Below are 23311 nucleotides of genomic sequence, written 5' to 3' on the forward strand. Positions count from 1 at the left end.
CCAAGGCATCCGCCATGTCGCGCAAGATCATCGTCTGCATCGACGGCACCGGAAACGAGATTGGCGACCGCGAAAGCAACGTGCTCAAGCTCTATAAGGCGCTGGACAAGAACGACCCCGACCAAATTGCCCGCTATGTCATGGGGGTCGGCACATATGACGGGCCGCAATTCCTCGGGCGGACACGACAGGTGGTCACGGGCTTACTGGGACAGGCGTTCGGCTTCGGGCTCGAGGACGATGTGCTCTCGGCCTATCGTTATCTCTGCCACACCTACCAAAGCCGCGAGGCCAAACAAGCAGCCGACCCCGGCCTTTCCAATGACGCGGCCGAAGGCGATCACATCTACCTGATGGGGTTTTCCCGCGGAGCCTATGCTGCGCGTGTTCTCGCAGGGTTCATCCATAATTTCGGGCTTGTTGCGCCGGATCGCTTGCACCTGATTACGCCGGTATTCCGCGCCTATCGCCGGGTGAGCGATTTCAAACCGAACGCAAAGGATGACAAGGTTTTTCAATCTTTGCGTGAATACGAACGCGTGCTTGACCCCTCGCCCGCCCCGATCCGCGCCCTGCTGTTGTTTGACACAGTCAGTTCGATGATCCGCTTCCGCCGCCCCCTCTCCAACCTGCGCCGCTATGCCAGTCTGGCTGAGTTTGGCACGCACCCTTCGGTCAACGCCAATGTCTCGGTGCGCATCGTGCTGCATGCGCTTGCCATTCACGAGCGCCGCTCGCTCTTTCGTGCGCAGCATTGGGTGCCCGAGTGCGATGAAACCGGAACGCCGCTCTACTTTGGCAACAATTTCCGCAACCCAAAGGCGCAACGCACCCAATTCGTGACGCAACGCTGGTTCCCCGGCTTTCACTCCGACATAGGCGGCTCACCGCCGGAGGATGAAAGCGGCATCGGCAAGATAAGCCTCCTCTGGATGCTCGACGCGCTAAGTGCGGCTGAAAAAAAGGCCGACGCCGAAGATAACGACGCGCGAAAACGCGCCCGGCGCGCGCCTCTTCCGGGCACCGGGTCGAAAGGCAAGCGCCTTTATGGTCTGCGCCTGAAACGCGCCAACCGTAAATGGTATCTGGAGGGTGATACCGACAAGCGCACGCCGTCGGACCGCGCCTATGCCAAACCCGACCCAAATGCACCGATCCATGATAGCCATCGCAACGGCGCATTAGCGCTCCTCTGGAACGTGATGGAGTTCTTTCCGAAATCCCTGCGGCGACGCGAAAGCGGGCCAGTGGCTCCCTACCGGCGTGGCTTTCTGTGGTATCTTCCCTTGTATGAGCCACGCCACATCCCAGACGATCACGAGATCGATCCAAGCGCCTCGGCCCATCCACGCAAATCGGCAGACGCTTAATGATGACTGGTAAACTCAAAATTGCCCAACACGATCCGCCCTGCTAAGCTTGGGCCAACACGTCGGGCAAACCGGCCGCATAAGGGCACGAGCAGCCATGTCAGAGCATTTTGATCCGCAGCCCTTGCTGCGCTTGCGTCCGCAAACCCTGCGCACGACATTTCTCGCGCTGGGCCTGCTCATCGTTGTGACTGCCATCCAGATCGGTGCGCCTCAACTGCTGGGGCAGACGCCGGGCACTATCGACTACCTGATCTTCCACCATGTTGGCGAACTCGCAAACGCGGGCCGCCTTCCCCTCGCCTACGACGCGGCTGCTTTCGAAGCCTACCAAGCGGCTCGCCCACAAGGCGGCCCGTTCATGCCGTGGACATATCCACCGCAATTCAACCTCATAACGCAGGGGTTGGCGATTTTCCCTGCTGGCATCGGTTACGCGCTATTTATTGCGCTTGGAATGGCGGCCCTTGTTTGCACGCTCTACCGCCTCTCTTCACAGCACGCCGCTGCGGCTATCCTGCTCACACTGCCGGCTTGGCTGATGAATATCCGCGCCGGTCAAAACGGATTTTTGACGGCGCTGCTTTTTGCGCTCACTTTTCTGCTGATCCTGCGCGCTCGGCCCGCTGCTGGCGGGGGTGCGCTTGGGCTATTGGCCTATAAACCTCACCTCGGGCTCGGCGTCGGGTTGGTTGCACTGTTTCGAGGCGGATGGAAACTGGTGCTGAGCGCGGCGCTCACCCTGCTCTTTACACTTGCGCTCGCCACTTGGGTCTATGGCGTCGAAATCTGGCCCGCTTTCTTGCAAAGTGTGCGCGACAGCGGTGCGTTCCTGCGCGCAGGAGCCTACCCGATGGAGCGTATGACGTCGGTGTTCGCGTTGCTCACATCCTTTGGCATTGGCCCCGCTATTGCCCTCCCTGCACAAGCGTTGATGGCCCTAACGTGCCTGTCACTGGTCGGCTACGCCCTCCTTCGCAGTTGGCCAATGCCTTACGTGTTGGCGCTTTCGGTCATCGCCGGTTTGGGTGTCAGCCCCTATGGCTATGATTATGACCTTATTGCCTTGGCCCCCGCGCTCGCCCTCGCCAGTCCAGCGCTTGCACGCCATGCAAGAACGCGGGAACGCCACACGCTCATCGCCGCGTTGCTGCTTGCCACAGGCTGGGGACTTCTGACTGTGATCCTGAACCGACCGCTCGCGATGTTGCCTTTTTCACCACCCGCGCTTGGCGCAATCGGCTATCTCGCAACCCTCACACTCAGCTTTCGCATTCTGTCGCGCGCGCACACTCACAACCCTGCTTGACCCGCTCGTCCCACCGCGCTATCCCGACCTTCGCGGCGGGTATGATGTAATGGTAGCCTGTCAGCTTCCCAAGCTGAACGCGCGGGTTCGATTCCCGCTACCCGCTCCAATATCACACGCGAATTCGTATAACGATCGCCCCTTACGGGGTTGCGCCGCCTTACGGCGTCGCGAGGGGGCCTCGCTTCGCTCGGCAGTATTGGAATAGCGGTTGCACGCTTACAGCGTTGGGTAAGATTGCTGTAGATATTTCAATTGGGTATTTCCGCAATGAAAGAGCACTAACCTCTTTTTTGGGGATCAGATACTCTTCCACCAGGCAACCAATTCGGCCCACTTTGTTAAGCAAGGCTCGCCCAGAACGCGTTGGGCCGAGCGAAGCGAGGCCCGCGGCGACGCCGCAGGCGGCGCAACCCATTTTGGGCTGGATCAACACTTCCAACGCCTCAGCACCGGCTTATCTGGCGATCACAATATCCGCCCTCAAACCGCCCAACGTCTCGCTCTGTGAGAGGCGCAACATCCCGCCATGCGCCCGCGCCACATCTAATGCGATTGATAGGCCCAGGCCGACTCCAGATCCCTTGTTTTGATTGCGTGCCGCATCAAGGCGTGTGAACGGTTGCATCGCCTCTTCGCGCCGCTCTGCCGGAATACCCGGCCCGTCGTCCTCGACCCGGAGGCGTAGGCTTTTTCGGTCATAACCACCGACACCTCGGCTTTGGTGCCATAGCGTACCGCGTTGGAAATCAGATTTTCCACCGCACGCCGGATCGCCACCGGGCGCAGGTTGATGATACCCAACGCATCGCTGGTGCCGACAAGCGTGACGTCTTGCCCCGACCGCTGACAATCTTCGACCACGCCACGCACAAGAGCGACCGGGTCAACCGGCTCGGCCTCGCCTTCCGACGCATCGCGCACGAAGGACAGAAACTCGTCCAGCAGTCGCCGCATCTCCTCCACGTCACGCTCCAGCGGTTCGCGATCCTCTTCTTCCAGCAACGACAACCCCAGCTTGAGCCGCGTCAGCGGCGTGCGCAAATCATGGCTCACCCCCGACAACATCAAAGTGCGCTGCTCAATCTGGCGCTCAATCCGCGCGCGCATATCGACAAATGCGCTCCCTGCCGCACGCACTTCGATTGCTCCGGTGGGCCGATAAGGCACATGTCGTCCGCGCCCAAACGCTTCGGCAGCCCGCGCCAACCGCTTGATCGGGCGGAGTTGGTTGCGCAAATAAATGAACGCAATCACCGTCAATAAAATGCCAAAGAACAACATATTGGCAAAGAGCTGATGCGGATTGCGCGCCGATACGCGCAGCCGGTCAAACTCAAGCCGCAACACCGTGTCGCCCGCCGCAACAAAAACCCGTGCCACCCGATCATCGGGCAAATCAATCGACCGTAAACCCGGCACCCTTGCACCCAATTCATCAAAAATAATCAGCGCGGAAAAATCATACCACCGCCTGAGGTTGCGGTCCGGCACCTCTGAGGCTTCAACCGTCATAACCTCGATCGCAAGCCCCTGCGCCGCAGTTGCTTCTGTCGCATCACCGCCAAACGTATCGACAACAAAGTTGACCTCGCGCGCCACCACGGCACTCATTTGCCGCGTTACCCCTTCGAAATGGCGCTGCACGAAGACCACCGACACCACGAGTTGCAGCAAGACCACCGGCAAAACAAGGATAAGCGCCGCCCGGGCATAGAGCGATCGCGGCATATACCGTTTGAGCCAAGCGAAAAACATGCCTATTCCTACCTCTCAACACCTGTCGAAGAAAGAGCGCATTGCCCATGGCCGATTCCCTACAAGCCCCCGACGATTTCAACCCGCCCACCGGCGTCGCGATCGAACTTGAGCCCGGCCTGCGCCGCGTGATCTGTTCTAACGCGTCTCCCATGACGTATCGCGGCACCAATACCTACATTCTTGGCACGCGCGGCCTCGCCGTGATCGATCCCGGACCAGAAAACGAAAGCCACCTCGCCGCCATTTTGAATGCGGTCGAACAGGGGCAAAAAATCACCCATATCTTTGTTACCCATTCCCATGTTGATCATTCCCCCCTGTCCCACGCGCTCGCCCATGAAACCGGCGCGCCGGTGTTGGCTCTGGGCGATTGGCAAGCAGGACGCTCCGCTGTCATGCAAACCCTTGCAGAACAAGGGCTCGCGGGCGGTGGCGAAGGTGTTGACGCCGCGTTCCACCCCGACGTGACCATCGCTGACGGTGAGGTTGTCGAAGGTGATGGCTGGTCCCTGCGCGCAATCCACACACCCGGCCACTATGGCAACCACCTCAGCTTTGCTTGGGGCGATGCGTTGTTTTGCGGTGATCACGTTATGGGCTGGGCCAGCTCGCTGGTCTCTCCGCCCGATGGCGACCTAACCGATTTCATGGCCTCCTGTGCGCGGCTGCAATCCGAAACGTGGCGCGTTTTCCATCCCGGCCACGGTGCGCCCATCACCAGCCCTGCCGCACGGCTCGACTGGCTGATCACCCACCGTCTGGGCCGTGAAGCCGAAATTCTCGCCGCGCTCGCGATTGGCCCCGCAACCGCTTATGATATTGCCACACGTATCTATACCGACGTGCCCTCGGCCCTCATCGGCGCCGCCACCCGGAACGTGTTCGCCCACCTTGTTGATCTCACAGGAAAAAACAGAGTTTCTCCGCTTCCTCACCTCTCGGCCGACGCCGAATTTAGGCTGACCTGAACGACGATAGCACCTGCGTTTGTCCCTGACCTGAAGCGCGCTTAAAAATAGTTGTGAATTCCTCTGGACGGGGCCGAACCTGATTGCTATATCGCCCGAAGTGTTCCGGCGTAGCTCAGCGGTAGAGCAGTTGACTGTTAATCAATTGGTCGTAGGTTCGATCCCTACCGCCGGAGCCAAAGAATTCAGGGGCTTAGCGAATATTCGCTAGGCCCTTTTTCTTGGAAACTTGTCTTGAGGCCCCAGATGGGGCGCAGCAAGTTGCCTATCTTGCAGATAGTTCTTCTGGTATAGATCGGTAGCTTTTAAAACTCGGTGCTACGATAGTCTCACTGATCGCAACCGGCCCCAAGTAGTACTTGATCGACCTGTCGAAATGCTGCTGTGACAGCAGATGAAAGAAATTTTCGACGCAAGTGCGAACCCATTGGCGAACCTTCTTAGCGCGTGTTGCAGGGTAAGACCGAGGAAAAGCCAAGATTCAGGTTTCTATCGGCGACCTCGGGCTTTACCTCCCCGCGTACGTTAACTGTTCACCATCAGTACCCGCGAATACTTCGCCCGCTTTGAACCAGCGGCGGGTTCGGACATGCGACTTGATGTATATTCTGCGGAACGGTTCATCGCTGCGTTTGTATGGCACGCCGTCGTTTGTGGCCATGATGTTGAGCAAATCCGAAACCACCTGTGCAGTCACCTTGCCAAGCCGAACGGGAACTGCGTTGCCGATTTGCTTGTATTTCTCAGAAGTCTTGCCGCAGAAAAGCCATTCGTCAGGGAATTCTTGGATGCGTGCATATTCTTTCACGGAAAGGGTCCGAACGTAGTCAGGGTGGCACAGCGAGGTGCTCGAGTGGTTGGGCATTGTGATAAGGGTCGGGCAAGGAAAGTCCCAACTCAAACGCCGCCACCAGCCTGACCGTCCGCCTTTGGCAAACCAAGCCCGCCCCATCGACTCTTGCTGCACTTCGACTGGAAGAGATCGCCAGTTTCCTCCCTCAGGAACGAGGGAAAGAAAACTCTTTTTCCTTGGGCTGAAGTCCATCAGTTCGAGATCGTTTTCTCGGAGGTCGCCTATTGCATCCCGCAGGGTTGCCCACGGGATGAGGTCGCCACCATCGTGACTGAAAAGGTCGCGTTGCTCGTCACGAGTACTAACGCCGTGGGTCGGTTGTGGAAACTCGACCTCGACCCCAAACGAGTTGCCGACAAAGACGACGCGTTCTCGGATTTGAGGCGCGCCATAGTTGGCGGAGTTGACCTCAAAGGCGTCCACGCGATACTGGCCGTCTGTCTGTTCCCTCAGATCATCGACAAACTTTGCAATTACTGATCCGGGTATTTCTTCGTCGGTGAGTTCCGGGCCGCCTTTTTCGGGTCGCTCAGCAATAGGGCGGTGTTTGAGGGCGGCGGACATCAACCCTCGCACATTTTCCATCACAAACGCCTTGGGACGGAGCGCAACCACAAATTCGAGATACCGCCAAAGAAGGGTTCCCCTTCGATCCTGAACCGATTGCCGTCGTCCTGCTGTGCTGAATGACTGACAAGGTGGACCGCCCACAAGGAGGTCAAGTTCACCGGGTTTGATGCCGACTTCATCCATCAACTCTTGCGGAGAGAGTTCGAACAGATCGCGGCAGAACACCTTCGGGTTTCCTTCGAAGTGGCCTTGCTCCGCGTTCGTCCGAATGGTTTTGCAAGCGGCCTCGTCAACTTCGACACAAGCGAGGATTTCGAAGTCGCCTTGAAGTTCGAATCCAAGGTCCATCCCAAGTGCGCCTGAGAACAGAGAAACAACCGACTTTTTTCTGGACTCTGGCAAGGGGTTGTGTCTCCTAGAGGGCATCATACTAGGACTATGGGTATACGGTTTTGGCGCGCGCAACACAACGATACAATTTTTCGACATACGCTGTTCCGGTGACGCTTTCGTTGACCGAAGTGCAGAATTTCCTGAACGAAACAACGTCACCGCAACACGCGGACAAGTTCCAGCAGGTGGCGCAGCTAAGTACTGCGCTCGAGACCAGGATGCGCCAAATCAATCCTCGGACACCTGCCATCGACGGCAAGTCGACGAACCCGTTTGTGCTCGCCGCCTACGCAGAACTGTTCGACGTCCAGCAGCTCAAGCAAGTTGACGACATTGTTGCCGCTGCAAAGGTCTTCTCGAGTATCGAGACAGCGGCGGGACGTGTGGTCGAAGACGTGATTCCTCCCTTCTATGGGTGGCAGCAGGTAGTTTCACCCGGTCACACCGTCTTGTCCGAGATCGACAGTGCACGGGTGATGGGTGACACCATTGAATTGGTTGCCCTGAAAAGCGGCCCAATGTGCATCAATGATTCCATGGTTTCTCAGATCGCGAACGCGGTTTCGAACAACTGGGTCGATTGGAGCAACCATTGGGGAGTGGACAAAGTCCGATACATCGTCGGAATGAACTACTCGACGGCCAAGAACAGCAACAAGAAGGACTGGCACATCGTCCGCCTTGCTGAAGAGCGTGTTGCTGGGCAGGGGATGAACGTTTCCAGAAGCTGCACGACCCCTGACGGGAGGCGTCCCATCGCAAGTTCGTTTTTCCAAGCTGAGCACGGTGGCAAGGAGTTGCGCGTCGAGACTTTACAGGGGCGAGACCTTTGGGCGCACATCGGCGATTCTGATGACGCGTTTCTGCAAGTTTGTTGGGCCATGGCGAAGTGTCTTGATGCGGTGGCCGTGCCTTCCGGCGGGAACTACTCGACTGGCGAGATGCGCGAGATCGTTGACTTCGCTGCCCGTTTGAATGTCGCCGACGTCAGTGATGCTGAGAAGCAGTGGCTGGTGCTATTTGCTCGGCACTTCGTGGACGAACTGGAAGCCGACAATGCCGCTGGTGGGCCCTGAGAGAAGCCAGCGCCCACTATTGCCCGCAGAACTTAGTTGGCCTGGTAACCGCAGAGAGTGGCCGCGTTCCAACTATTGTTCAAGCTTGCAATCGATTGCAGGAGTTTCTAGCGCCTGTATCGCGCGTCGGAAGCGCACGTATCTGATGGATGGTCCCGCAACGGCCTGTATTCGTCTAATTGCAGCCCGTAGAATGCGATAACACCGTTAAGATAGGCAAGGGCAGCCGAAGGAGCGAGATGGGGTTGTGGCGGCCTCAAAAGCCAATACGTCATAGATTCACGTTCCCATCAGGCGGCGCACCGCTGAATCGTAAGCGTCGGTGGGCACGTACAACGACCTTCCTCCAATGGTCCGCAGTATTCCTGCTTGCTTCAACTGCCGTGCAACTGCTAGCAAAAGTTCGTTGCCTTCGGGTGCGATGCGCCCGAACGTATGCAGGCTTGAAATGACCATTTCGGTCTTGGCTGCATTATTCAATGTCCGGGCAACCTTGGAAATTAGACCGACCGCAGATTCTTCCCTTGTCCCAGGCGGCACTTGGTATCGCAGTTCGGCTAGCACCCAGTTCATCTCGTCCACCGCACGGGCGATTAACTGGTCAGTCTTAAGCAAAATCCCTTCTGTATCCCGACTGGTACGCCCTGCGCATATCCCGCTGATCGCTTCCCCAGAGAAATCAACTTCGAACCGCACGCGTCGTGTAGTTTTTGCATATACCCTGAGTCGAATTGATGTTGTTAGATTGATCGTGACGCATTTGCTTTGGTTCGTCGTTTCTTCTTCGACATTGGCAACCGTTTCTTCGGTAATGCGAACATGGCTCGACAACCGGTGAAGCGGTTGAGTCAGGCTCTGCACAAGTCCTATCGGGTCATTGGCGGAAAACTCCCAGTAAACCTCCATCGCTTGCAAAGACCGGTAAGGTGTTTCGCGCACAAGGACATCGCGTGCCTGCATCTGATCGCGTAGAATGCCGACCGCCACGCTCTCGAACTCGTCGAGGTACATCCGGACCAATTCTGCTGTTTCGTGCCGCATCGCGAACCCAAAAGGATGCACACTGCCAATTAGCAGGTTATCCGCCGGAAGTAGTGGAAGTTCGTTCGCAAACCAAGACCGTCGCGGATGTATGGCGAGGACCAGAGGTGCAGCTAGTGTTGGGTTGCGCGGCCTAGAAGACTTCTGAAAGCGTTGCGCTTGAACGAAACGTGTCAAATTCAACCATGCTTTGAAGCTGACCCTCAACCGCTCGCCTGCCCGCCTCGGCAAACCACCTCCACCGGGCCGAAAACCCGCCCGCTTTATCCCACCGGCCAAAACTGGTCGCGGTTTGAACTGTCCCGGCCCTGACCCTCCGTATGAAAACCGCACGTCGACCTTCGAACGAAGGTTTGCAAGATTCCCACTATTGAAGAGCGAAATTTCTCCACCATGCGCAGTCGATATAATATGGGAACTCAGATGGTTGAGGCAGAAACAAATATCATCTTCATCGCCCGCTAGCGCAAAATCACCAATCTCAAGCTCAAACCGGTCTATCATAGCTGTGGCCGCTGACACGGCTTCGACCGAGCTAAACTCTGGAAGGAACTCATCTACTACAGACATATTCTATTTCACTCCCCCACTATAGACTGGCTATACATAAAGGGCTTGGTATCTGTTATATGCTCGATACACCGTCGTCGGATGCCAAACTGCGCCCTTTTCGGTCTTCATCCCTAGCTCGTTCAATTGCGCAGCAATCTCCCGAAAGGACATTCCGTCCGATTTTTTCATTTGCATGATTTTTGGACCGATGCGTTTCGCGCGCTCATCTGCTTCCCGTGAACGTACTTGTCCAAGAACGCTGCCATTTTTGCCGAGCTGTACCCCTCGAGCCTTCGCTGCCTTAAGTGCTGCCTTGGTCCGCTCACTGATCCGACGGCCTTCTTCTTCTGCCATTGCCGCATATACGTGCAGCATGAAACGATCAGCGTTGGGCATGTCGATGGCGACGAACTTCACATCGCTCTCAAGAAGTCCCGAAATGACGTGTACATTTCGAGCAAGTCGGTCAAGTTTAGCGATGAGCAAGGTTGCCCCGTGTTCACGACAGGATTGCAGTGCCTCTTTGAGTTGTGGCCGGTCTGATTTCCTTCCACTTTCGATTTCTGTAAATTCACCGAGAAGGTTTCCGGGATTTAAAGACCGAAAATTCCGTACGGAATTCCGCTGAGCTTCTAAACCTAATCCACTCACTCCTTGGCGGTTTGTAGAAACGCGGTAGTACGCGAAAAACTCAGGTTGCATCTGTTATGTCCTCCTGTACAGATAAACGTTGGTTTGCTTGTGAACAGATCTGGGCACCAAGTCGAAAAATTTTAGGTTCGACATAACATTTCGTGAGATGCATCAACATTTTTCGTCTCTGCGCTTGAATTTCGACGTTTTTTAATAAAAATCAAACCCTTACCCTGTCACGGAACACTGTTCAGCTTACACTCCCCCAGTGTAGAGGCGCGTTTTAAAAAATATACAAAAGGTTCAATTGGTTACGGGACAAAATGGTAGGTTCCGTTATGCACAGAATGTCCGTTTATCCGCTTGCGCAGTGTAGAGGCATTTTTCCAAATCGTTTACTGTAAACATGTTATGTCGGCATCAATGATAGCCCGTGATGTGCGTTTGAAAATTTCTGCGGTAAATTTTCTTTCATAGGGTGTGACGGGGGGGGTATCGGAATTTTTCCGCGAAAGAAATCTACGCTTTCTCTTCCAGCACATTTCTTAGTCCCCATCCCTCTTCAAGCCAACGGTCTAGCTCTGCAATCTTGTACCGGACCGAACCGCTTTTATCGTAGACCATTGGTCCGGTGTGTTCCGACTTCATGTTCCTAAGACGTTGCTCGGACCGACCTACCCGGCGGGCGGCGTACACGATATCGCACCAAACACCGTCGTCCGATACCCATCCTCCTTCCAGTTTCTTCTCCAGCTCTGCCACACGTCGTCTTAGGCGAAGCAATTCAGCCATCTGCTTTACTCCGGCTCCACGGTACTTGGGCTTTAGCCGACGCTTTTTCGGCTTGGTTGGTTGAATCATTTGCTCCTCCGTATCTTCCGCCTGCGGGACTTGTGCTTCGAAGGTTCGCTCCCCGCGAGGGCTGAATTTTGATTGCGTTCAATCTTCGCGATAGCTTCGTTCAGATCAGTTCGTACAGCAACATCGAACGGATGAGCATATCTCGTGGTCATAGCGGGCGTCGTATGACGCAGGACCACCTGCGCAGAGTACAGGTTGCCGGAAGCCGCGATATACGTTGCGACCGTGTGGCGGATGTCGTGAAGCCGCGCGTTGCTCAGTTGAGCAACCTCGCAGATCGTTTCCAAGGCCGGACAAGGGACGTTAGGTGCTTGTTCGGATCGGTTCCGGAAAACACCCACGGCCCAATGCTTTTTGCTGCAATCGATTGCAAGTGTTCCACAGCTGAGTTGGCAAGAGGAAGCCTTGCTTCGCCCGTCTTCGTCATGCGCAATACGGCGGTCCGACCCGACAAGTCGATGTCTTTCCAGCGTAGACGAAGAACCTCGCCGGGCCTACAGCCCGTATAGAAAAGCAGCTGTATAGCATCGAATCCGTTCTCGCTCTTCTGCATCTTGGGACGCAATTGTTCGATGGCAGAAAAGATTCTAGTTTGCTCGTCATCGGTGAAGTAGCGAATGCGCCGCTGCTCCTTGTTCATTTTGATGCGAGCCGCCGGATTGCTGCGTTTGGGCAGTAAATCCCAGTCTTCGGCCTTGTTCAACATGGCTTTGAAAACGGCAAGCATTCGATTTGCGTTCACTGGAGTCGCGGCCATAGATCGATGCAAAGCCTCTATGTCGCTTCGGGTCAGGTCGGCCAATGGCACCGCGCCGAGGCTTGGCGCGACCTTCTTGCGTAGAACCGCCTCATACCGCTTGAAGGTGGCAGGTGACAGCTTTGGCTTGGCATCATCTTTCAGGTAGATTTCAACAAGTTCCGCTACTTTGATTGTCTTCTTGTCGGCCCGCCCCTGTGCTGGGTCTCCGCCAGAGAAAATCTGTGACCAGTGTCTAACTGCTGTCTCCCGTGCAACGGCTACCGACATTTCTGGAAACGATCCAAGGGTCAGTTTTCGTTGTCGGTTTGACTCTGTGCGGTATCTGAGCACAAAGACTTTTCGGCCACTTGCTGTTACCTTCAACGATAGACCGCGTGTAGCCGAATCGTGTATCCATTGGTCCGTTCCATTGGGTTCGATACGTTGCAAGTCCCTGACGTTGAACGAGTAACGCGGCTTCACGGCACTGGGCTTCTTGATTTTCTTAGGACGCATATAGGGCACAGAAGTCTGGTAGGTTTCGTTATCCCACAACAGTAACCTCCACCCTCAAATCAAGAAAGAGTGTAATAAAACAGTAAGTTAGGACGTTTTGATAGATGGCGGTATAATCTGGTAGCTGCGCTAGAAAGGCCTGTTAATCAATTGGTCGTAGGTTCGATCCCTACCGCCGGAGCCAAAAAATTCAAGGGCTTAGCTTTGATTAGCTAGGCCCTTTCATTTTTCCAAAGGACGCTGGCACGCAAATAGGGCCAGCGTAGCGGTGAATTTCGGTAGCTTTTGGGAGTTCGACTTACCTATGGGCTGCTACATTCTCTTCACAACCAATTGAGAACGCTGATAAATATTCAGATGATGCATCTGGCACGAACAATTGCGCCATTGACCTGCCCCCCGAGACTCCCTCATTCATAACGAGAGTCTACGGGTCTAGTTCCACTTTCACATGTTCCTGAACAAAGTAGCGCGGGCAATGCAACTTGCCCGCGCTCATTCACACGATCAGCTCATGATTTTTTTTGTGCTGACGCGCGGCCTTGCCCCGCAAGCAGATAAACCCGCAAAACTGCTATTTCACAGCGCCATAGCCTCCGCCACCCGGCGTGACCATCATCACCTCGTCGTCCGGCTTCATCTCGCGCTTGCGGGTGTCGACCACCGGCTCGCCGTTGATCATGAATTGACCCGCTTTGCCATCTTTCCCGCCGTTCAAGCCCTCCGGCCCTGCCGTCAAACGCGAGGGGATCGTGTTAAGCAGCCAAGTCCGATCCGTGCGCATGCGATAACCGATCCGCTGGCCGTCTCCGCCCGGCTGTTCACCTGCGCCCCCGGTGCCATGCTCCAACTCCTTACAGGTAAAGGCAATCGGATAAGACGCCTCCAGAACCTCAACCGGAACCGCAGACACGCCGGTCGGGTAACACACCGCCGAAATGCCGGGCTTCTTGGCGCGTGCGCCCATGCCGCCGGAATAGTTGAACATAGACGAGGTAAACGGGCGTCCCTCGGCATCGCGCCCTTGAATCTGGATCGTCCAGACCGCGCCCGACCCTTCGGCAACCACCGCATCCGGCACAACCTGCGCCAGAGCTTTCAGGATCGGGAATGGCACATACATGCCCACAACGTGGCGCGCATTCACCGGCGACGGATACTTCGCGTTAACCACACATTCCTCTGGCAATTTCAACTTGATAGGCGCAAGCGAGCCTGCGTTGTTCGGCAGATCCGGGTTTAGCGTCGAGCGCACGGCGAAGGTTGCATAGGCATGGGTATAGGCCGGAACCACATTGATCCCCATGGCGCTCGGACCGGATGAGCCGTTGAAATCGATCTCGATCTCGCCTTTTTCGGCGTCAATTGTCACGGCAGTATTCAGCTCGATCACCTCGCCCCCCGGCACGTCAAATTTCGACGTCCCGTGATAGGTCCCACCGGGCAGCTTGCGGATGGCGTCGCGGGTGGCCTCTTCCGAGCGCGAGATGATCTCTTCGGACAGCGCCGAAATGTCATCCAGCCCATAGCGATCACACAGAGCATTCAACCGTTCCGACGCGATCATCCCCGAGGACACCTGCGCGCCCAGATCGCCCATCAAGGCATCCGGCGTGCGCACATTGCGCTTGATTATGGTAAACAGCGTCTCGTTCGGCTTGCCCTCTTCATAGAGCTTCATGGTCGGGATCCACAGCCCCTCCTCATGGATGTCGCGCGCGCCCGAGCCGATACCATAACCGCCAATATCGGAATGGTGGATGGTCGACCCGGCATAGCCGATGATCCGCTCGTCGCGGAAAATCGGCGACAGCACGGTGATGTCAAAGAAATGCCCCGCCGACATCCACGGATCATTGGTGATCAACACGTCTCCGGGTTTCAACGTCGCCGGATCATAATCCTTTAACAGGTTCTTTGCCGCTGCGGCGAGCGAGTTGATATGCCCCGGTGTGCCGGTCACGGCCTGCGCCACCATCCGGGCATCCTCGTCAAACAATCCATTGGCCAGATCGCCCGCCTCGCGCACAATCGGGCTAAAGGCGATGCGCTGCAACGCGCGGGCCTGTTCGCTGACTATGCCAATCAGGTTGCTCCACAGGATCTGAAGTTCTACGCCGTCCATCATTTCTCTCCCGATTTTTCCGCGACGAGGCTACCGCTCTCGTGCAATGTCACGTCCCAACCTTCGAGCACAAAGATCGTGGTTTCGCGTTCTTCAATAATCACCGGCCCTGCGATCTTGTCGCTCGCCGTGATGTCGGCGCGCTGCCAAACGGCCACGTCGCGCGTGCCATCACGAAGATGCACAGGGCGACTTTCTTGGAGGCGGGTGTCAGCACCCTGCCCCTGCTTGCGGGCCGACCGGTCGGGCAAGACGCCCGACGCGGTGACCAGCCAGCTGACGATCTCAATCTGCATCCCGTCAAGCTTGAGCCCGTATTGCCGTTCGTATTCAGCCTCGAACAGCGCCTTGATCGCGCCGGTATCGCGGGCCGTGCGCGGATCACCGTCCAGCGTGATACGCACTTCGGATTGCTGCCCGAGATAGCGCATTTCAACGGCAAAGGCGAAACTGAAGTCCTCCTCGCGGATGCCCGCCTCACCCAAGGCCGCGGCACCCTCATCCGTCATCGACGTCAGAACCGTGCTTACCGCATCCCAATCCATCGTCGCCAACGTGGTCACATGACTGCGCACAAGGTCGATCTGCGCAGGCGTCACCAGCGTGCCAAAGGCCGACAGGACCGAGGCCAGCGGCGGGTAGATCACCTTGCTGCTTTCGGTCAGCTCGGCCACCATACAGGCATGCACCGGCCCCGCTCCACCGAACGCCAGAACCGGCATCCCGCGATAATCAATGCCACGCTCCGTCGCATGGGTCCGGGTTGCGGCGGCCATCTGCTCGCACACCACCTCGAACACGCCCCATGCGGTCTGGCTCACCGGCAGGTTCAGCTTGTCGCCCAAGCTTTTCAGCGCGGCTTCTGACGCCGGTTTATCCAGCTTCATGTCACCACCAAGAAAGCGGTCCGCATCCAACACGCCAAGCACAAGATCGGCATCGGTCACACAGGCATCCGTGCCGCCGCGCCCATAGCAGGACGGCCCCGGCATCGAGCCGGCGCTCTCTGGGCCGACCTTCATCAAGCCTAGATCATCAACCGATGCGATCGAGCCTCCGCCCGCGCCAATCTCGATCATATCAATCGACGGCACTGTGATCGGCATCCCCGACCCCGGTTTGAACCGATACCGCCGGTCGACCTCAAACGTGCCGGTGACAAGCGGCTCATGCCCCTGAACGATGCACGCCTTGGCCGTGGTGCCCCCCATATCGAATGAAATCAGATCGGGAATGCCGAAAATCCGGCTAAAGTAACACGCCACCAACGCGCCCGCGGCGGGGCCGCTTTCGATCATCCGCACCGGCATTGTGCTGGCCCGCTCTGCGCCAATCACACCGCCATTGGACAGCATAATAAGCGGCTGCTGCGTGAACCCGCGCGCTTTCAGCTCATCAATCAGCGCCACAAGATAAGGCCGCGTGATCGGCACGGTATAGGCGTTGATCGCCACGGTCGAGGCGCGCAAATACTCGCGCATCTGCGGCGCAATGATCGACGATAGCGAAACGTAAATGTCCGGCGCTTCCTCGGCAAAAATCGCGCGCACCGCCTCTTCGTTGGCGCCATTGCGATAGCTGTTAAGGAAACACACCGCGACCGACACAATCCCCTTTTCGCGGCACTGGGCAATCACGTCGCGCACCGCCTCCGGGTCGACCTCCTGCCCGACACTGCCGTCGGCATATACGCGTTCTTTCAAAGTAAACGTCCGCTCCGACGGGATCAGCGGCTCGGCAAACTCGATCTGCGGATCATACATGTCATAGCGGTGCTCCTCACGAATATAGAGCACATCGCGGAACCCTTCGGTCAGCAACAACGCCACAGGCGGTCCTTTGCGCTCAATGAGCGCATTGGTCACCACAGTGGTCGCATGCACCACCACGTCATCCACATCCGTGGGCTTGATCCCGGCCTGCGCGGTGACAAGCTCAACCCCGCGAAAAAAGCCTTCCAAAAGATTGTCATGCGTTGTCAGCGTTTTGTCGACAAAACTCTGCCCGTCAGATGACAGTAAAACCGCATCTGTAAAGGTGCCACCAATGTCGATGGCAAGTGAATGTCGTGTCATACCGGATACTCCATAAGTCCAAGATTTCCTGAGATTTTGCGCGCCGCCTCAAGCGCCGCATCGATATAAGCTTGCGAGGGTTCCGCGGTGATCTCTTTGACCGACCCGGCCACCGTGATCGTGGCCGCAAAACGCCCCGTGCTATCAAAAATCGGCGCTGACACAGCGTTCAGCCCCGGCAGTGTTTCTTCCGGCGCAGCCGCCCAGCCGGTCTTGCGGGTCTCTTCGATCACCTGCGCAAGCCAGGCCGCATCGCGTGCGCCCATCTTTTCTTCACCGGCGGCAATCGCCGCGCTGACCCCCTCGCGATAGGTCTCATCCCCCCAAGCCAGCGCCACCTTGCCCTGCGCCGAGGCATGAAACTCCATCAGCGTTCCGGGGCGGGTGATGATCTGCACCGGCGTTTCGGCACGAACGATGTCAATCACCCGCATGCCGCCCTCTTCTGGGATCGACAACGTCATCGTCTGGTTCAGGCGGTCGCGCAGCTGCACCATCACTGGCCGCGCCACAGAGGTCAGCTGCGTGCTGTCCGCCACCGCCTGCCCCAGATGGAACAGCTTCAGCGTCAGGCGATAGCGCTCTGTCGCCGGATCCTGCTGCACATAGCCGATCTGCATCAGCGTCTGGAGATAACGGTACACCCGTGCCCTCGGCATCCCCAAGGTTGCGGCCACATCCGTCACCCGACAGGCCTCATCATGGCGCGCCAGCTCTTCCAAAATGGCAAAGGCCGCGACTGTCGATTGGTTGGTCGTGTTAGAATTGGTGTCTTTCGCCATCTATTTACCCTCCAACAAACTCGGCAGCGTCAGCGTCAGCTGCGGAACAAACGCCACCAACAACAGCACCAACAAGCAAATCCCGATCATCGGCAAAATCGCCAGCGCCACCCGCTCCAACGGCTCTCGACTGATCGCCGCTACAATAAACAGACACAGGCCCACCGGCGGCGTGATCATCCCGATCATCAGGTTCAACACCACCATCACCCCGAACTGCACCGCATCGATATCCAACAGCGGGAATATCTCGTTCAGGATCGGCATCGCCAGCACCAGAGCCGCCAACGGCTCGAGGAACAGGCCCAGCACCAACAGCACGATGTTAAGCAAAAGGATCAATACCCAAGGCTGCTCGCTGATCCCGCGCATGCCCTCGGCTATGGCGCGCGGAATATGCTCAATGCCCAATATGAACGAGGTCATCGAGGCGATCGCCACGATCAACATCACCCCGGCGGTCATCGTCGCCGTGTCCAGAAACGCGCGCCCAATCGCCTTGACGCTTAGCGATCGGTAAAGGAACACACCGATCACCAGCGCATAAAGCGCCGCAATCGCCGCCGCCTCGGTCGGCGTGAACACGCCCGACCGGATGCCGCCGACAATAATCACCGGCAACATCAGCGCAGGCACCGCCCGAATGGTCAGCCCCAACCGCTCTTCCTTGGCCACCGGCTCCGGCAATGGGTGGCCCTCCACCCGCGCCCGCCACAGCGTATAAACGATCAGCAATCCGCACAGCGTGAACGCCGGTACGATCCCGGCCAAGAACAAGCCACTGATCGAGGTCGAGGTCAGCACCCCATAAAGGATCAACGCCAAAGATGGCGGCACCAACGGCCCCAAAATCGACCCCGCCGCAACAAGCGCTGCTGCGTATTCCGCGCGATACCCGTCACGGCGCATCGCCGGGATCATCACCGACCCGATGGCCGAAGCCTCCGCCGTTGCAGCACCGCTCACGCCGGAAAACATCATCGACGACAGCACATTGACGACCGCCAGCCCGCCTTTGACCCGCCCAACAATCATCTGCGCAAAGCGCACGATCTCGCGCGTCAAACTGGCCGAATTCATCAGGTTCCCGGCAAGGATAAAGAACGGGATGGTCAACAACACAAAATTGTCGATCCCCGCGATCATCTTTTGCGGAAATCCGATCATCAAATGCCATTGATCGTTGACCAGCAGATAAACAACCGAGGCCAGCCCGAGCGAAAACGCCACCGGCACCCCGATAACCAACCCGACAACAAACGCGATAAGGTATACAGTCATTCCGCCACTCCCGTTTGCGTCCGGCGCAACACGTCCTGCAGGGTCGCTCCGCTGGCCAATGCGCGCGCAAACAGAACCACGTCCGCCGCCAACCGCAGAGCCAACAGCGCCATGCCAACAGGCAACGCCACATAGACCCAGTAAATCCCCGGTGCCTGCGGTGCATTCGCCCCGAACAGGTCCTCCAGTATGAACCGCATCGCCGGTATCTGAGAGCCGCCCGCCAAACCGGCAAACGTCATCCCGTACCAAACCAGCAAGGCGCAAAACCCTAGCGACAGCAGCGAACAGATGATCGCCAGCACCAGCGCCGGACCCCGCCCAAGCGCGCCCGACACGAATGTCAACGCCGCGACCTCGCCCCGCTCATAGCTCATCGCCATGCCAAGAAACGCCAGCCAGATCAGCATGTAGCGGCACATCTCTTCGGCCCAAAGCAACGAAGAGTTGAACCCGTAGCGAAACACAATCTGCGCCGTCATCAAGATCAACAAGGCCGCGATCAGCGTCACAAGCATCCCGCTTAATATCGCTCGTATGGGTCTCTGGATCGTCATCTCTTTTCCGCTTCGCTCCACTGCTTGCGTTCGGGTTCTATCCGACCTCTGCGGGCCTGCCCTGTGCGACACCACCGGTCAGCACTCCACCGGTCAGCACTCCACTGGGCAGCACGCCACCGGGCAGCGGCCTCGCATGGGCGCCACATCGCAATCGGATAAAACCATTGTTAATCGTGGGTCGGCCTGTTCCCGTGATGTCGGGACCGGGCCGGTTTCACTCAGTCGAAATCACCGTCCTGATATTCGGTCAGGTGTAGGTAATCGGCCCGCGCCGGGGCGAAGATATCAAGGTTAACCGCAACCTCTCCGCCCAACGCTTCACCGCAATGCACAACATCGGGGGGGATGCGCACGACTTCGCCCGCGCCCACCTCGACAATTTCGTCGCCAATCTCGAACCGCACCCGGCCCTCAAGGATATAGGCCAACTGCTCGAAGGGATGCGAATGGGGTTTCTTTTCCATCCCCGGCTCAAGCCAGTTCATCACCATGATCGCCCCATCCCCGCGGAACGCGGTGCGCGAGACTCCTTCGCGCACCTGTTCCTTGGGCAACTCGGTCCAGCGATAGACATTCGTTGCCATCGGTTCAGCTCCCGCTTTTCAAAGCAGCAGTGATCTTGCCGATCAACGGATCTTTCGCGACCCAGCTGTCCACCACAGACGCGGTTTTCGCCTTCATCGCTTCAAGGTCCGACAGGTTGGTGATGGTCACACCATTTTCCTTGAGGAACGCAATCGTGCCCGCGTCCTGCTCGGCAATCACCTTATACGCCTCAGCCGTGGTTTCCTTACCGGCCGCTTCAATCGCCGCCTTCTGCTCATCGCTAAGCTTGTTCCACGTCGCGCCGGAAATCATGATCGCACCGGGCCAGAAATAATGCCCGGTCAAGGTCACGTTCTTGGCCGCATCATAAAGGCTTTCGGCGCGGATCGACGAGACGTTGATCTCAACCGCGTCAATCGTCCCGGTTTCCAATGCCGAATAAATCTCGCCATACGCCATCCCGATCGGGTTCACGCCCATCGCTTCCCATACGGCCTTGTGCAGCGGGATCGGCACGATCCGCGTTTTAAGCCCGGCAAAATCCTCAAGACTTGCCACCGCATCGCCCTTGGCAAGGAAATGCCGCTGACCGGCCTCGATAAACCCGACGCCTTTGATCGACTTCGCGTCCAGCGTTCCCAGCAACTCATCCCCAAGCTCCGAGGTCAAAACCCCTGAAAGCTGCTCATAGCTTCCTGCCGTGAACGGCAGTTGCAGCGCATCAAACCCGCTCAGGTTCAACACCAGCGGCAACGTCGCCGTCGACACCAAAGCCCCTTCGATCAACCCGATCTGCAAGCCTTCCAGCAGTTGCTTGTCATCGCCAAGCTGGCGGTCGCCGAACACTTCAATCTTGACCGAACCGTCGGTTTTCTCGGCCACCTTGGCCGCAAAAATCTCAAGCCCTGAGTGGAATACGTGCTTGGACGAGGCCGCATGCCCCATCTTGATGGTTACATCCTGCGCCAGCGCCCCGATGGGCAGCGCACAGGCCAATGCCGTTGCTATTAGAAAATTCTTCATAAAGGGCCTCCTCTCCCGTTGTGGTGTTGTTTCATTGTGCGAAACAGACTATACGAGAGTGAAACACACTGCGAGTCGTGTCAACATAGGCTCTGCGAAAAATCGTCTAACTCGCCGCCAATTCACTCGCCATCGCGCGAAGAAATAATGCGGAAAGCGTTTCCAAAGCCGTCAGGAAACACACTCAAAATATTGATTTAATTGATGTATTTTACAGGCATGCCGAGGGGGACACCGCCCCCACAGCAAACCTGTTCAGAGGCGAAAACTTTATGCCCGCAACGCGCCCGTCTGGAACAATTGCACCCGTATTCCGCCATGCGAAATCGGCGCACTCGCCTCAAAGGGAAGCTCCATCGACTTGGCCAAGCCCGCATCCGAGGTGATAATCGCCACCCGCCAGCCCGCAAACCGCGTGCGCAAAACCTGCCCGAAACTCCCATACAGCGCGAACAGCATCTTTCGGTTGCCGATCCGCCCGCCATAGGGTGGATTGGCAATCACCAACCCCTCTGGTCCCTCTGGCGGCGTCAAATCGCTCACTGGCTGACAGGCAAAGCTGACCCAGTCGCCAACCCCTGCCCGCTCGGCGTTTTGCGTGGCATTGCGCACCGCCCCCTGATCCCGGTCATAGCCATAAAACCGCGCCCCCGGCGCCGTGCCACCCGCCCTGCGCAGCGCTGCAAACGCATCGCTATCAAACCCTGCGAATTGCTCAAACGCAAAGCCCCGCTCTCGCCCCGGCTGCATACCCGCCGCCATTTCCGCCGCTTCGATTGGAAAGGTGCCAGACCCGCACATCGGGTCCACCACAGGTTCGTGTCCTTGATACCCGGCCATCTGCAAGAACGCCGCTGCCATGTTTTCGCGCATCGGCGCCTTGCCGACCGCCGGCTTAAACCCGCGTTTGTGCAGCGCCTCCCCACTGGTATCAACGCTCAGCGTCACAAGATTGTCGTCAATCCGCACCTTCAGAACAAGCGCCGCTTCCTTGTCGATGACCGCGCCAAATTCTTCGACCAAAGCCCGCTCGATGCGCTGCTGCGCCGCCCCCGCGTGGTAAATTTTCGAGCGTTTGCTGCTCACCTCGACCCGCAGCGGCACATCAGGGCGCAACACCGCGCCCCAATCAAATTTGCGCGCCCGCTTATCAAGCTGCGCCAGATGAAACGCCCGAAAGGCCCCCAACCGCAGCAAAATCCGCGCGGCCCCCCGCATTTCAAGGCTTGCACGCCACAGCTCTTCCCAGCCGCCTGCAATCTCAACGCCGCCGCGCACGGCGCGCGCATCGTCAAACCCCTTCTGACGCGCTTCCTGCGCCAAAACCTCTTCCAGCCCCGGCGCGGCCACCATGAATATCTCAAATGTCTCGCTCATGGCCCGCTGATAGCGTTAAACCGCGCCCCTCGCCACGCCTAAAACGCCAAACACCGCCACGCGCCCCTCGCGTCGCCCTGCCCGACAGCTGGTCGTGACAGCGGCCAAATCGCGCCCAACGCCATTGACACAAAACAGGAACATGCATAGAACAAATGCAGATACAGGCCATATAAGGGGCGATAAAATGCTGACACGCAAACAGCTGGACCTATTGGAATTCATCCACAAACGCGTCCAACGCGACGGGGTTCCCCCCTCATTTGACGAAATGAAAGAAGCGCTCGACCTGCGCTCCAAATCGGGCATTCACCGATTGATCACCGCCTTGGAAGAGCGTGGGTTTATCCGCCGCCTTGCGCATCGGGCCCGTGCAATCGAAATCGTGAAACTCCCCGAAAGCCTTGGTGGCGAACGCTCCGGATTTACCCCCCGTGTGATCAAAGGCGACCGTCCCACCGCGCCACAACCCGCCAACGCCCTGCCGGTTGATGCGGTGGCCGCGCTGGATCTGCCGGTGATGGGCCGTATCGCGGCCGGTGTCCCGATCGAAGCAATCAGCGAAGCCTCCCACAACGTCACCGTGCCGCAATCCATGCTTTCGGGTAGTGGAGAGCATTACGCCCTCGAAGTGCGCGGCGATTCCATGATCGAGGCCGGTATCAATGATGGCGATGTGGTGGTGATCCGCGAAACCTCAACCGCCGATAATGGCGACATCGTCGTGGCTCTGGTCGAAGATCACGAAGCCACGCTGAAACGCTTCTTCCGCAAAGGCAACGCCATTGCCCTCGAAGCGGCAAACCCGGCCTATGAGACCCGCGTTTTCCCCGATGACAAGGTCAAGGTGCAAGGCAAGCTCGTGGGGCTGATCCGCACCTATTGATCCGCGCGATCCAC

At 57.6% G+C, this 23311-nt stretch carries 18 protein-coding genes, 2 tRNA genes and 1 pseudogene; 7 read left to right on the forward strand and 14 right to left on the reverse strand.

Annotation, left to right across the window (positions count from 1 at the left end; translation table 11 throughout):
* Positions 1-14 precede the first annotated feature (14 nt).
* From N4R57_10260 to N4R57_10270, 3 genes are all read left to right on the forward strand, one after another.
* On the forward strand, positions 15-1370 hold the full coding sequence (locus tag N4R57_10260) for a DUF2235 domain-containing protein (protein ID UYV39345.1): 1356 nt from the start codon (positions 15-17) through the stop codon (positions 1368-1370).
* Between the two features lie 97 nt (positions 1371-1467).
* Positions 1468-2679: a DUF2029 domain-containing protein gene (locus N4R57_10265; GenBank protein ID UYV39346.1), complete on the forward strand. Its 1212-nt coding sequence runs from the start codon at positions 1468-1470 to the stop codon at positions 2677-2679.
* A gap of 35 nt (positions 2680-2714) precedes the next feature.
* Positions 2715-2788 (forward strand) — tRNA-Gly (locus N4R57_10270).
* 348 nt (positions 2789-3136) lie between these two features.
* Here the strand turns inward: N4R57_10270 and N4R57_10275 are convergent.
* A pseudogene (locus N4R57_10275) lies at positions 3137-4437 on the reverse strand (ATP-binding protein).
* A 47-nt stretch (positions 4438-4484) separates the two neighbouring features.
* Here N4R57_10275 and N4R57_10280 point away from each other — a divergent pair.
* On the forward strand, positions 4485-5408 hold the full coding sequence (locus N4R57_10280; GenBank protein ID UYV39347.1) for an MBL fold metallo-hydrolase: 924 nt from the start codon (positions 4485-4487) through the stop codon (positions 5406-5408).
* A 104-nt stretch (positions 5409-5512) separates the two neighbouring features.
* Positions 5513-5587, forward strand: a tRNA-Asn gene (locus tag N4R57_10285).
* 329 nt (positions 5588-5916) lie between these two features.
* On the opposite strand, the gene N4R57_10290 is transcribed toward N4R57_10285, so the two are convergent.
* A complete protein-coding gene (locus N4R57_10290) occupies positions 5917-7257 on the reverse strand; it encodes a DNA cytosine methyltransferase (protein ID UYV39554.1) in 1341 nt (446 codons plus the stop codon).
* Positions 7258-7283: 26 nt separating this feature from the next.
* Here N4R57_10290 and N4R57_10295 point away from each other — a divergent pair, with 26 nt between their 5' ends.
* Positions 7284-8300, forward strand: coding sequence for a hypothetical protein (locus N4R57_10295; protein UYV39657.1), 1017 nt, complete (start codon positions 7284-7286; stop codon positions 8298-8300).
* Positions 8301-8579: 279 nt separating this feature from the next.
* Here N4R57_10295 and N4R57_10300 read toward each other — a convergent pair whose 3' ends face one another.
* The 12 genes from N4R57_10300 to N4R57_10355 all read right to left on the reverse strand — a co-directional run bounded on the left by N4R57_10300 (position 8580) and on the right by N4R57_10355 (position 22411).
* Positions 8580-9911 (reverse strand): hypothetical protein, encoded by a 1332-nt coding sequence (locus N4R57_10300; GenBank protein ID UYV39348.1) that lies wholly within the window; start codon positions 9909-9911, stop codon positions 8580-8582.
* Between the two features lie 30 nt (positions 9912-9941).
* Complete coding sequence (locus N4R57_10305; protein UYV39349.1) at positions 9942-10595, reverse strand: recombinase family protein; 654 nt, start codon at positions 10593-10595, stop codon at positions 9942-9944.
* Between the two features lie 450 nt (positions 10596-11045).
* Complete coding sequence (locus N4R57_10310; protein UYV39350.1) at positions 11046-11387, reverse strand: hypothetical protein; 342 nt, start codon at positions 11385-11387, stop codon at positions 11046-11048.
* Positions 11388-11643: 256 nt separating this feature from the next.
* The gene (locus tag N4R57_10315; GenBank protein ID UYV39351.1) at positions 11644-12681 is read right to left on the reverse strand and encodes a site-specific integrase; all 1038 of its coding nucleotides are present in this window, start codon (positions 12679-12681) and stop codon (positions 11644-11646) included.
* A gap of 535 nt (positions 12682-13216) precedes the next feature.
* Entirely contained in the window at positions 13217-14767 is a 1551-nt protein-coding gene (locus N4R57_10320; GenBank protein UYV39352.1) for a hydantoinase B/oxoprolinase family protein, read from the reverse strand.
* Positions 14767-16842 carry a hydantoinase/oxoprolinase family protein gene (locus N4R57_10325; GenBank protein ID UYV39353.1) on the reverse strand — a complete coding sequence of 692 codons (2076 nt, stop codon included), beginning with the start codon at positions 16840-16842 and terminating at the stop codon, positions 14767-14769. The genes N4R57_10320 and N4R57_10325 overlap by 1 nt, the downstream gene beginning before the upstream one ends.
* Positions 16839-17624: an IclR family transcriptional regulator gene (locus N4R57_10330; GenBank protein UYV39354.1), complete on the reverse strand. Its 786-nt coding sequence runs from the start codon at positions 17622-17624 to the stop codon at positions 16839-16841. The genes N4R57_10325 and N4R57_10330 overlap by 4 nt, the downstream gene beginning before the upstream one ends.
* Positions 17625-18905: a TRAP transporter large permease gene (locus tag N4R57_10335; GenBank protein ID UYV39355.1), complete on the reverse strand. Its 1281-nt coding sequence runs from the start codon at positions 18903-18905 to the stop codon at positions 17625-17627.
* Positions 18902-19462: a TRAP transporter small permease subunit gene (locus tag N4R57_10340; protein UYV39356.1), complete on the reverse strand. Its 561-nt coding sequence runs from the start codon at positions 19460-19462 to the stop codon at positions 18902-18904. Before N4R57_10340 ends, N4R57_10335 begins: the two co-directional genes overlap by 4 nt.
* Positions 19463-19683: 221 nt before the next feature.
* The gene (locus N4R57_10345; protein ID UYV39357.1) at positions 19684-20049 is read right to left on the reverse strand and encodes a cupin domain-containing protein; all 366 of its coding nucleotides are present in this window, start codon (positions 20047-20049) and stop codon (positions 19684-19686) included.
* A gap of 4 nt (positions 20050-20053) precedes the next feature.
* A complete protein-coding gene (locus tag N4R57_10350) occupies positions 20054-21034 on the reverse strand; it encodes a TRAP transporter substrate-binding protein (GenBank protein ID UYV39358.1) in 981 nt (326 codons plus the stop codon).
* Positions 21035-21304: 270 nt separating this feature from the next.
* Positions 21305-22411, reverse strand: coding sequence for a class I SAM-dependent RNA methyltransferase (locus tag N4R57_10355; protein ID UYV39359.1), 1107 nt, complete (start codon positions 22409-22411; stop codon positions 21305-21307).
* Positions 22412-22598: 187 nt separating this feature from the next.
* Between N4R57_10355 and lexA the strand changes: the two genes are divergently transcribed.
* Positions 22599-23297 (forward strand): transcriptional repressor LexA, encoded by a 699-nt coding sequence (gene lexA, locus N4R57_10360; protein ID UYV39360.1) that lies wholly within the window; start codon positions 22599-22601, stop codon positions 23295-23297.
* The last annotated feature ends 14 nt before the right edge of the window (positions 23298-23311 follow it).

It is taken from the genome of Rhodobacteraceae bacterium D3-12, assembly GCA_025916135.1.
GTDB lineage: Bacteria > Pseudomonadota > Alphaproteobacteria > Rhodobacterales > Rhodobacteraceae > JAKGBX01.

Bases quoted from the DNA above. Each gene is read 5' to 3' on its own strand.
- N4R57_10325 (UYV39353.1), bottom strand. From the start codon at position 16,842: ATGACACGACATTCACTTGCCATCGACATTGGTGGCACCTTTACAGAT.
- N4R57_10350 (UYV39358.1), bottom strand. From the start codon at position 21,034: ATGAAGAATTTTCTAATAGCAACGGCATTGGCCTGTGCGCTGCCCATC.
- N4R57_10340 (UYV39356.1), bottom strand. From the start codon at position 19,462: ATGACGATCCAGAGACCCATACGAGCGATATTAAGCGGGATGCTTGTG.
- N4R57_10260 (UYV39345.1), top strand. From the start codon at position 15: ATGTCGCGCAAGATCATCGTCTGCATCGACGGCACCGGAAACGAGATT.
- lexA (UYV39360.1), top strand. From the start codon at position 22,599: ATGCTGACACGCAAACAGCTGGACCTATTGGAATTCATCCACAAACGC.
- N4R57_10335 (UYV39355.1), bottom strand. From the start codon at position 18,905: ATGACTGTATACCTTATCGCGTTTGTTGTCGGGTTGGTTATCGGGGTG.
- N4R57_10310 (UYV39350.1), bottom strand. From the start codon at position 11,387: ATGATTCAACCAACCAAGCCGAAAAAGCGTCGGCTAAAGCCCAAGTAC.
- N4R57_10330 (UYV39354.1), bottom strand. From the start codon at position 17,624: ATGGCGAAAGACACCAATTCTAACACGACCAACCAATCGACAGTCGCG.
- N4R57_10280 (UYV39347.1), top strand. From the start codon at position 4,485: ATGGCCGATTCCCTACAAGCCCCCGACGATTTCAACCCGCCCACCGGC.
- N4R57_10290 (UYV39554.1), bottom strand. From the start codon at position 7,257: ATGCCCTCTAGGAGACACAACCCCTTGCCAGAGTCCAGAAAAAAGTCG.
- N4R57_10305 (UYV39349.1), bottom strand. From the start codon at position 10,595: ATGCAACCTGAGTTTTTCGCGTACTACCGCGTTTCTACAAACCGCCAA.
- N4R57_10320 (UYV39352.1), bottom strand. From the start codon at position 14,767: ATGGACGGCGTAGAACTTCAGATCCTGTGGAGCAACCTGATTGGCATA.
- N4R57_10345 (UYV39357.1), bottom strand. From the start codon at position 20,049: ATGGCAACGAATGTCTATCGCTGGACCGAGTTGCCCAAGGAACAGGTG.
- N4R57_10265 (UYV39346.1), top strand. From the start codon at position 1,468: ATGTCAGAGCATTTTGATCCGCAGCCCTTGCTGCGCTTGCGTCCGCAA.
- N4R57_10355 (UYV39359.1), bottom strand. From the start codon at position 22,411: ATGAGCGAGACATTTGAGATATTCATGGTGGCCGCGCCGGGGCTGGAA.
- N4R57_10300 (UYV39348.1), bottom strand. From the start codon at position 9,911: ATGTCTGTAGTAGATGAGTTCCTTCCAGAGTTTAGCTCGGTCGAAGCC.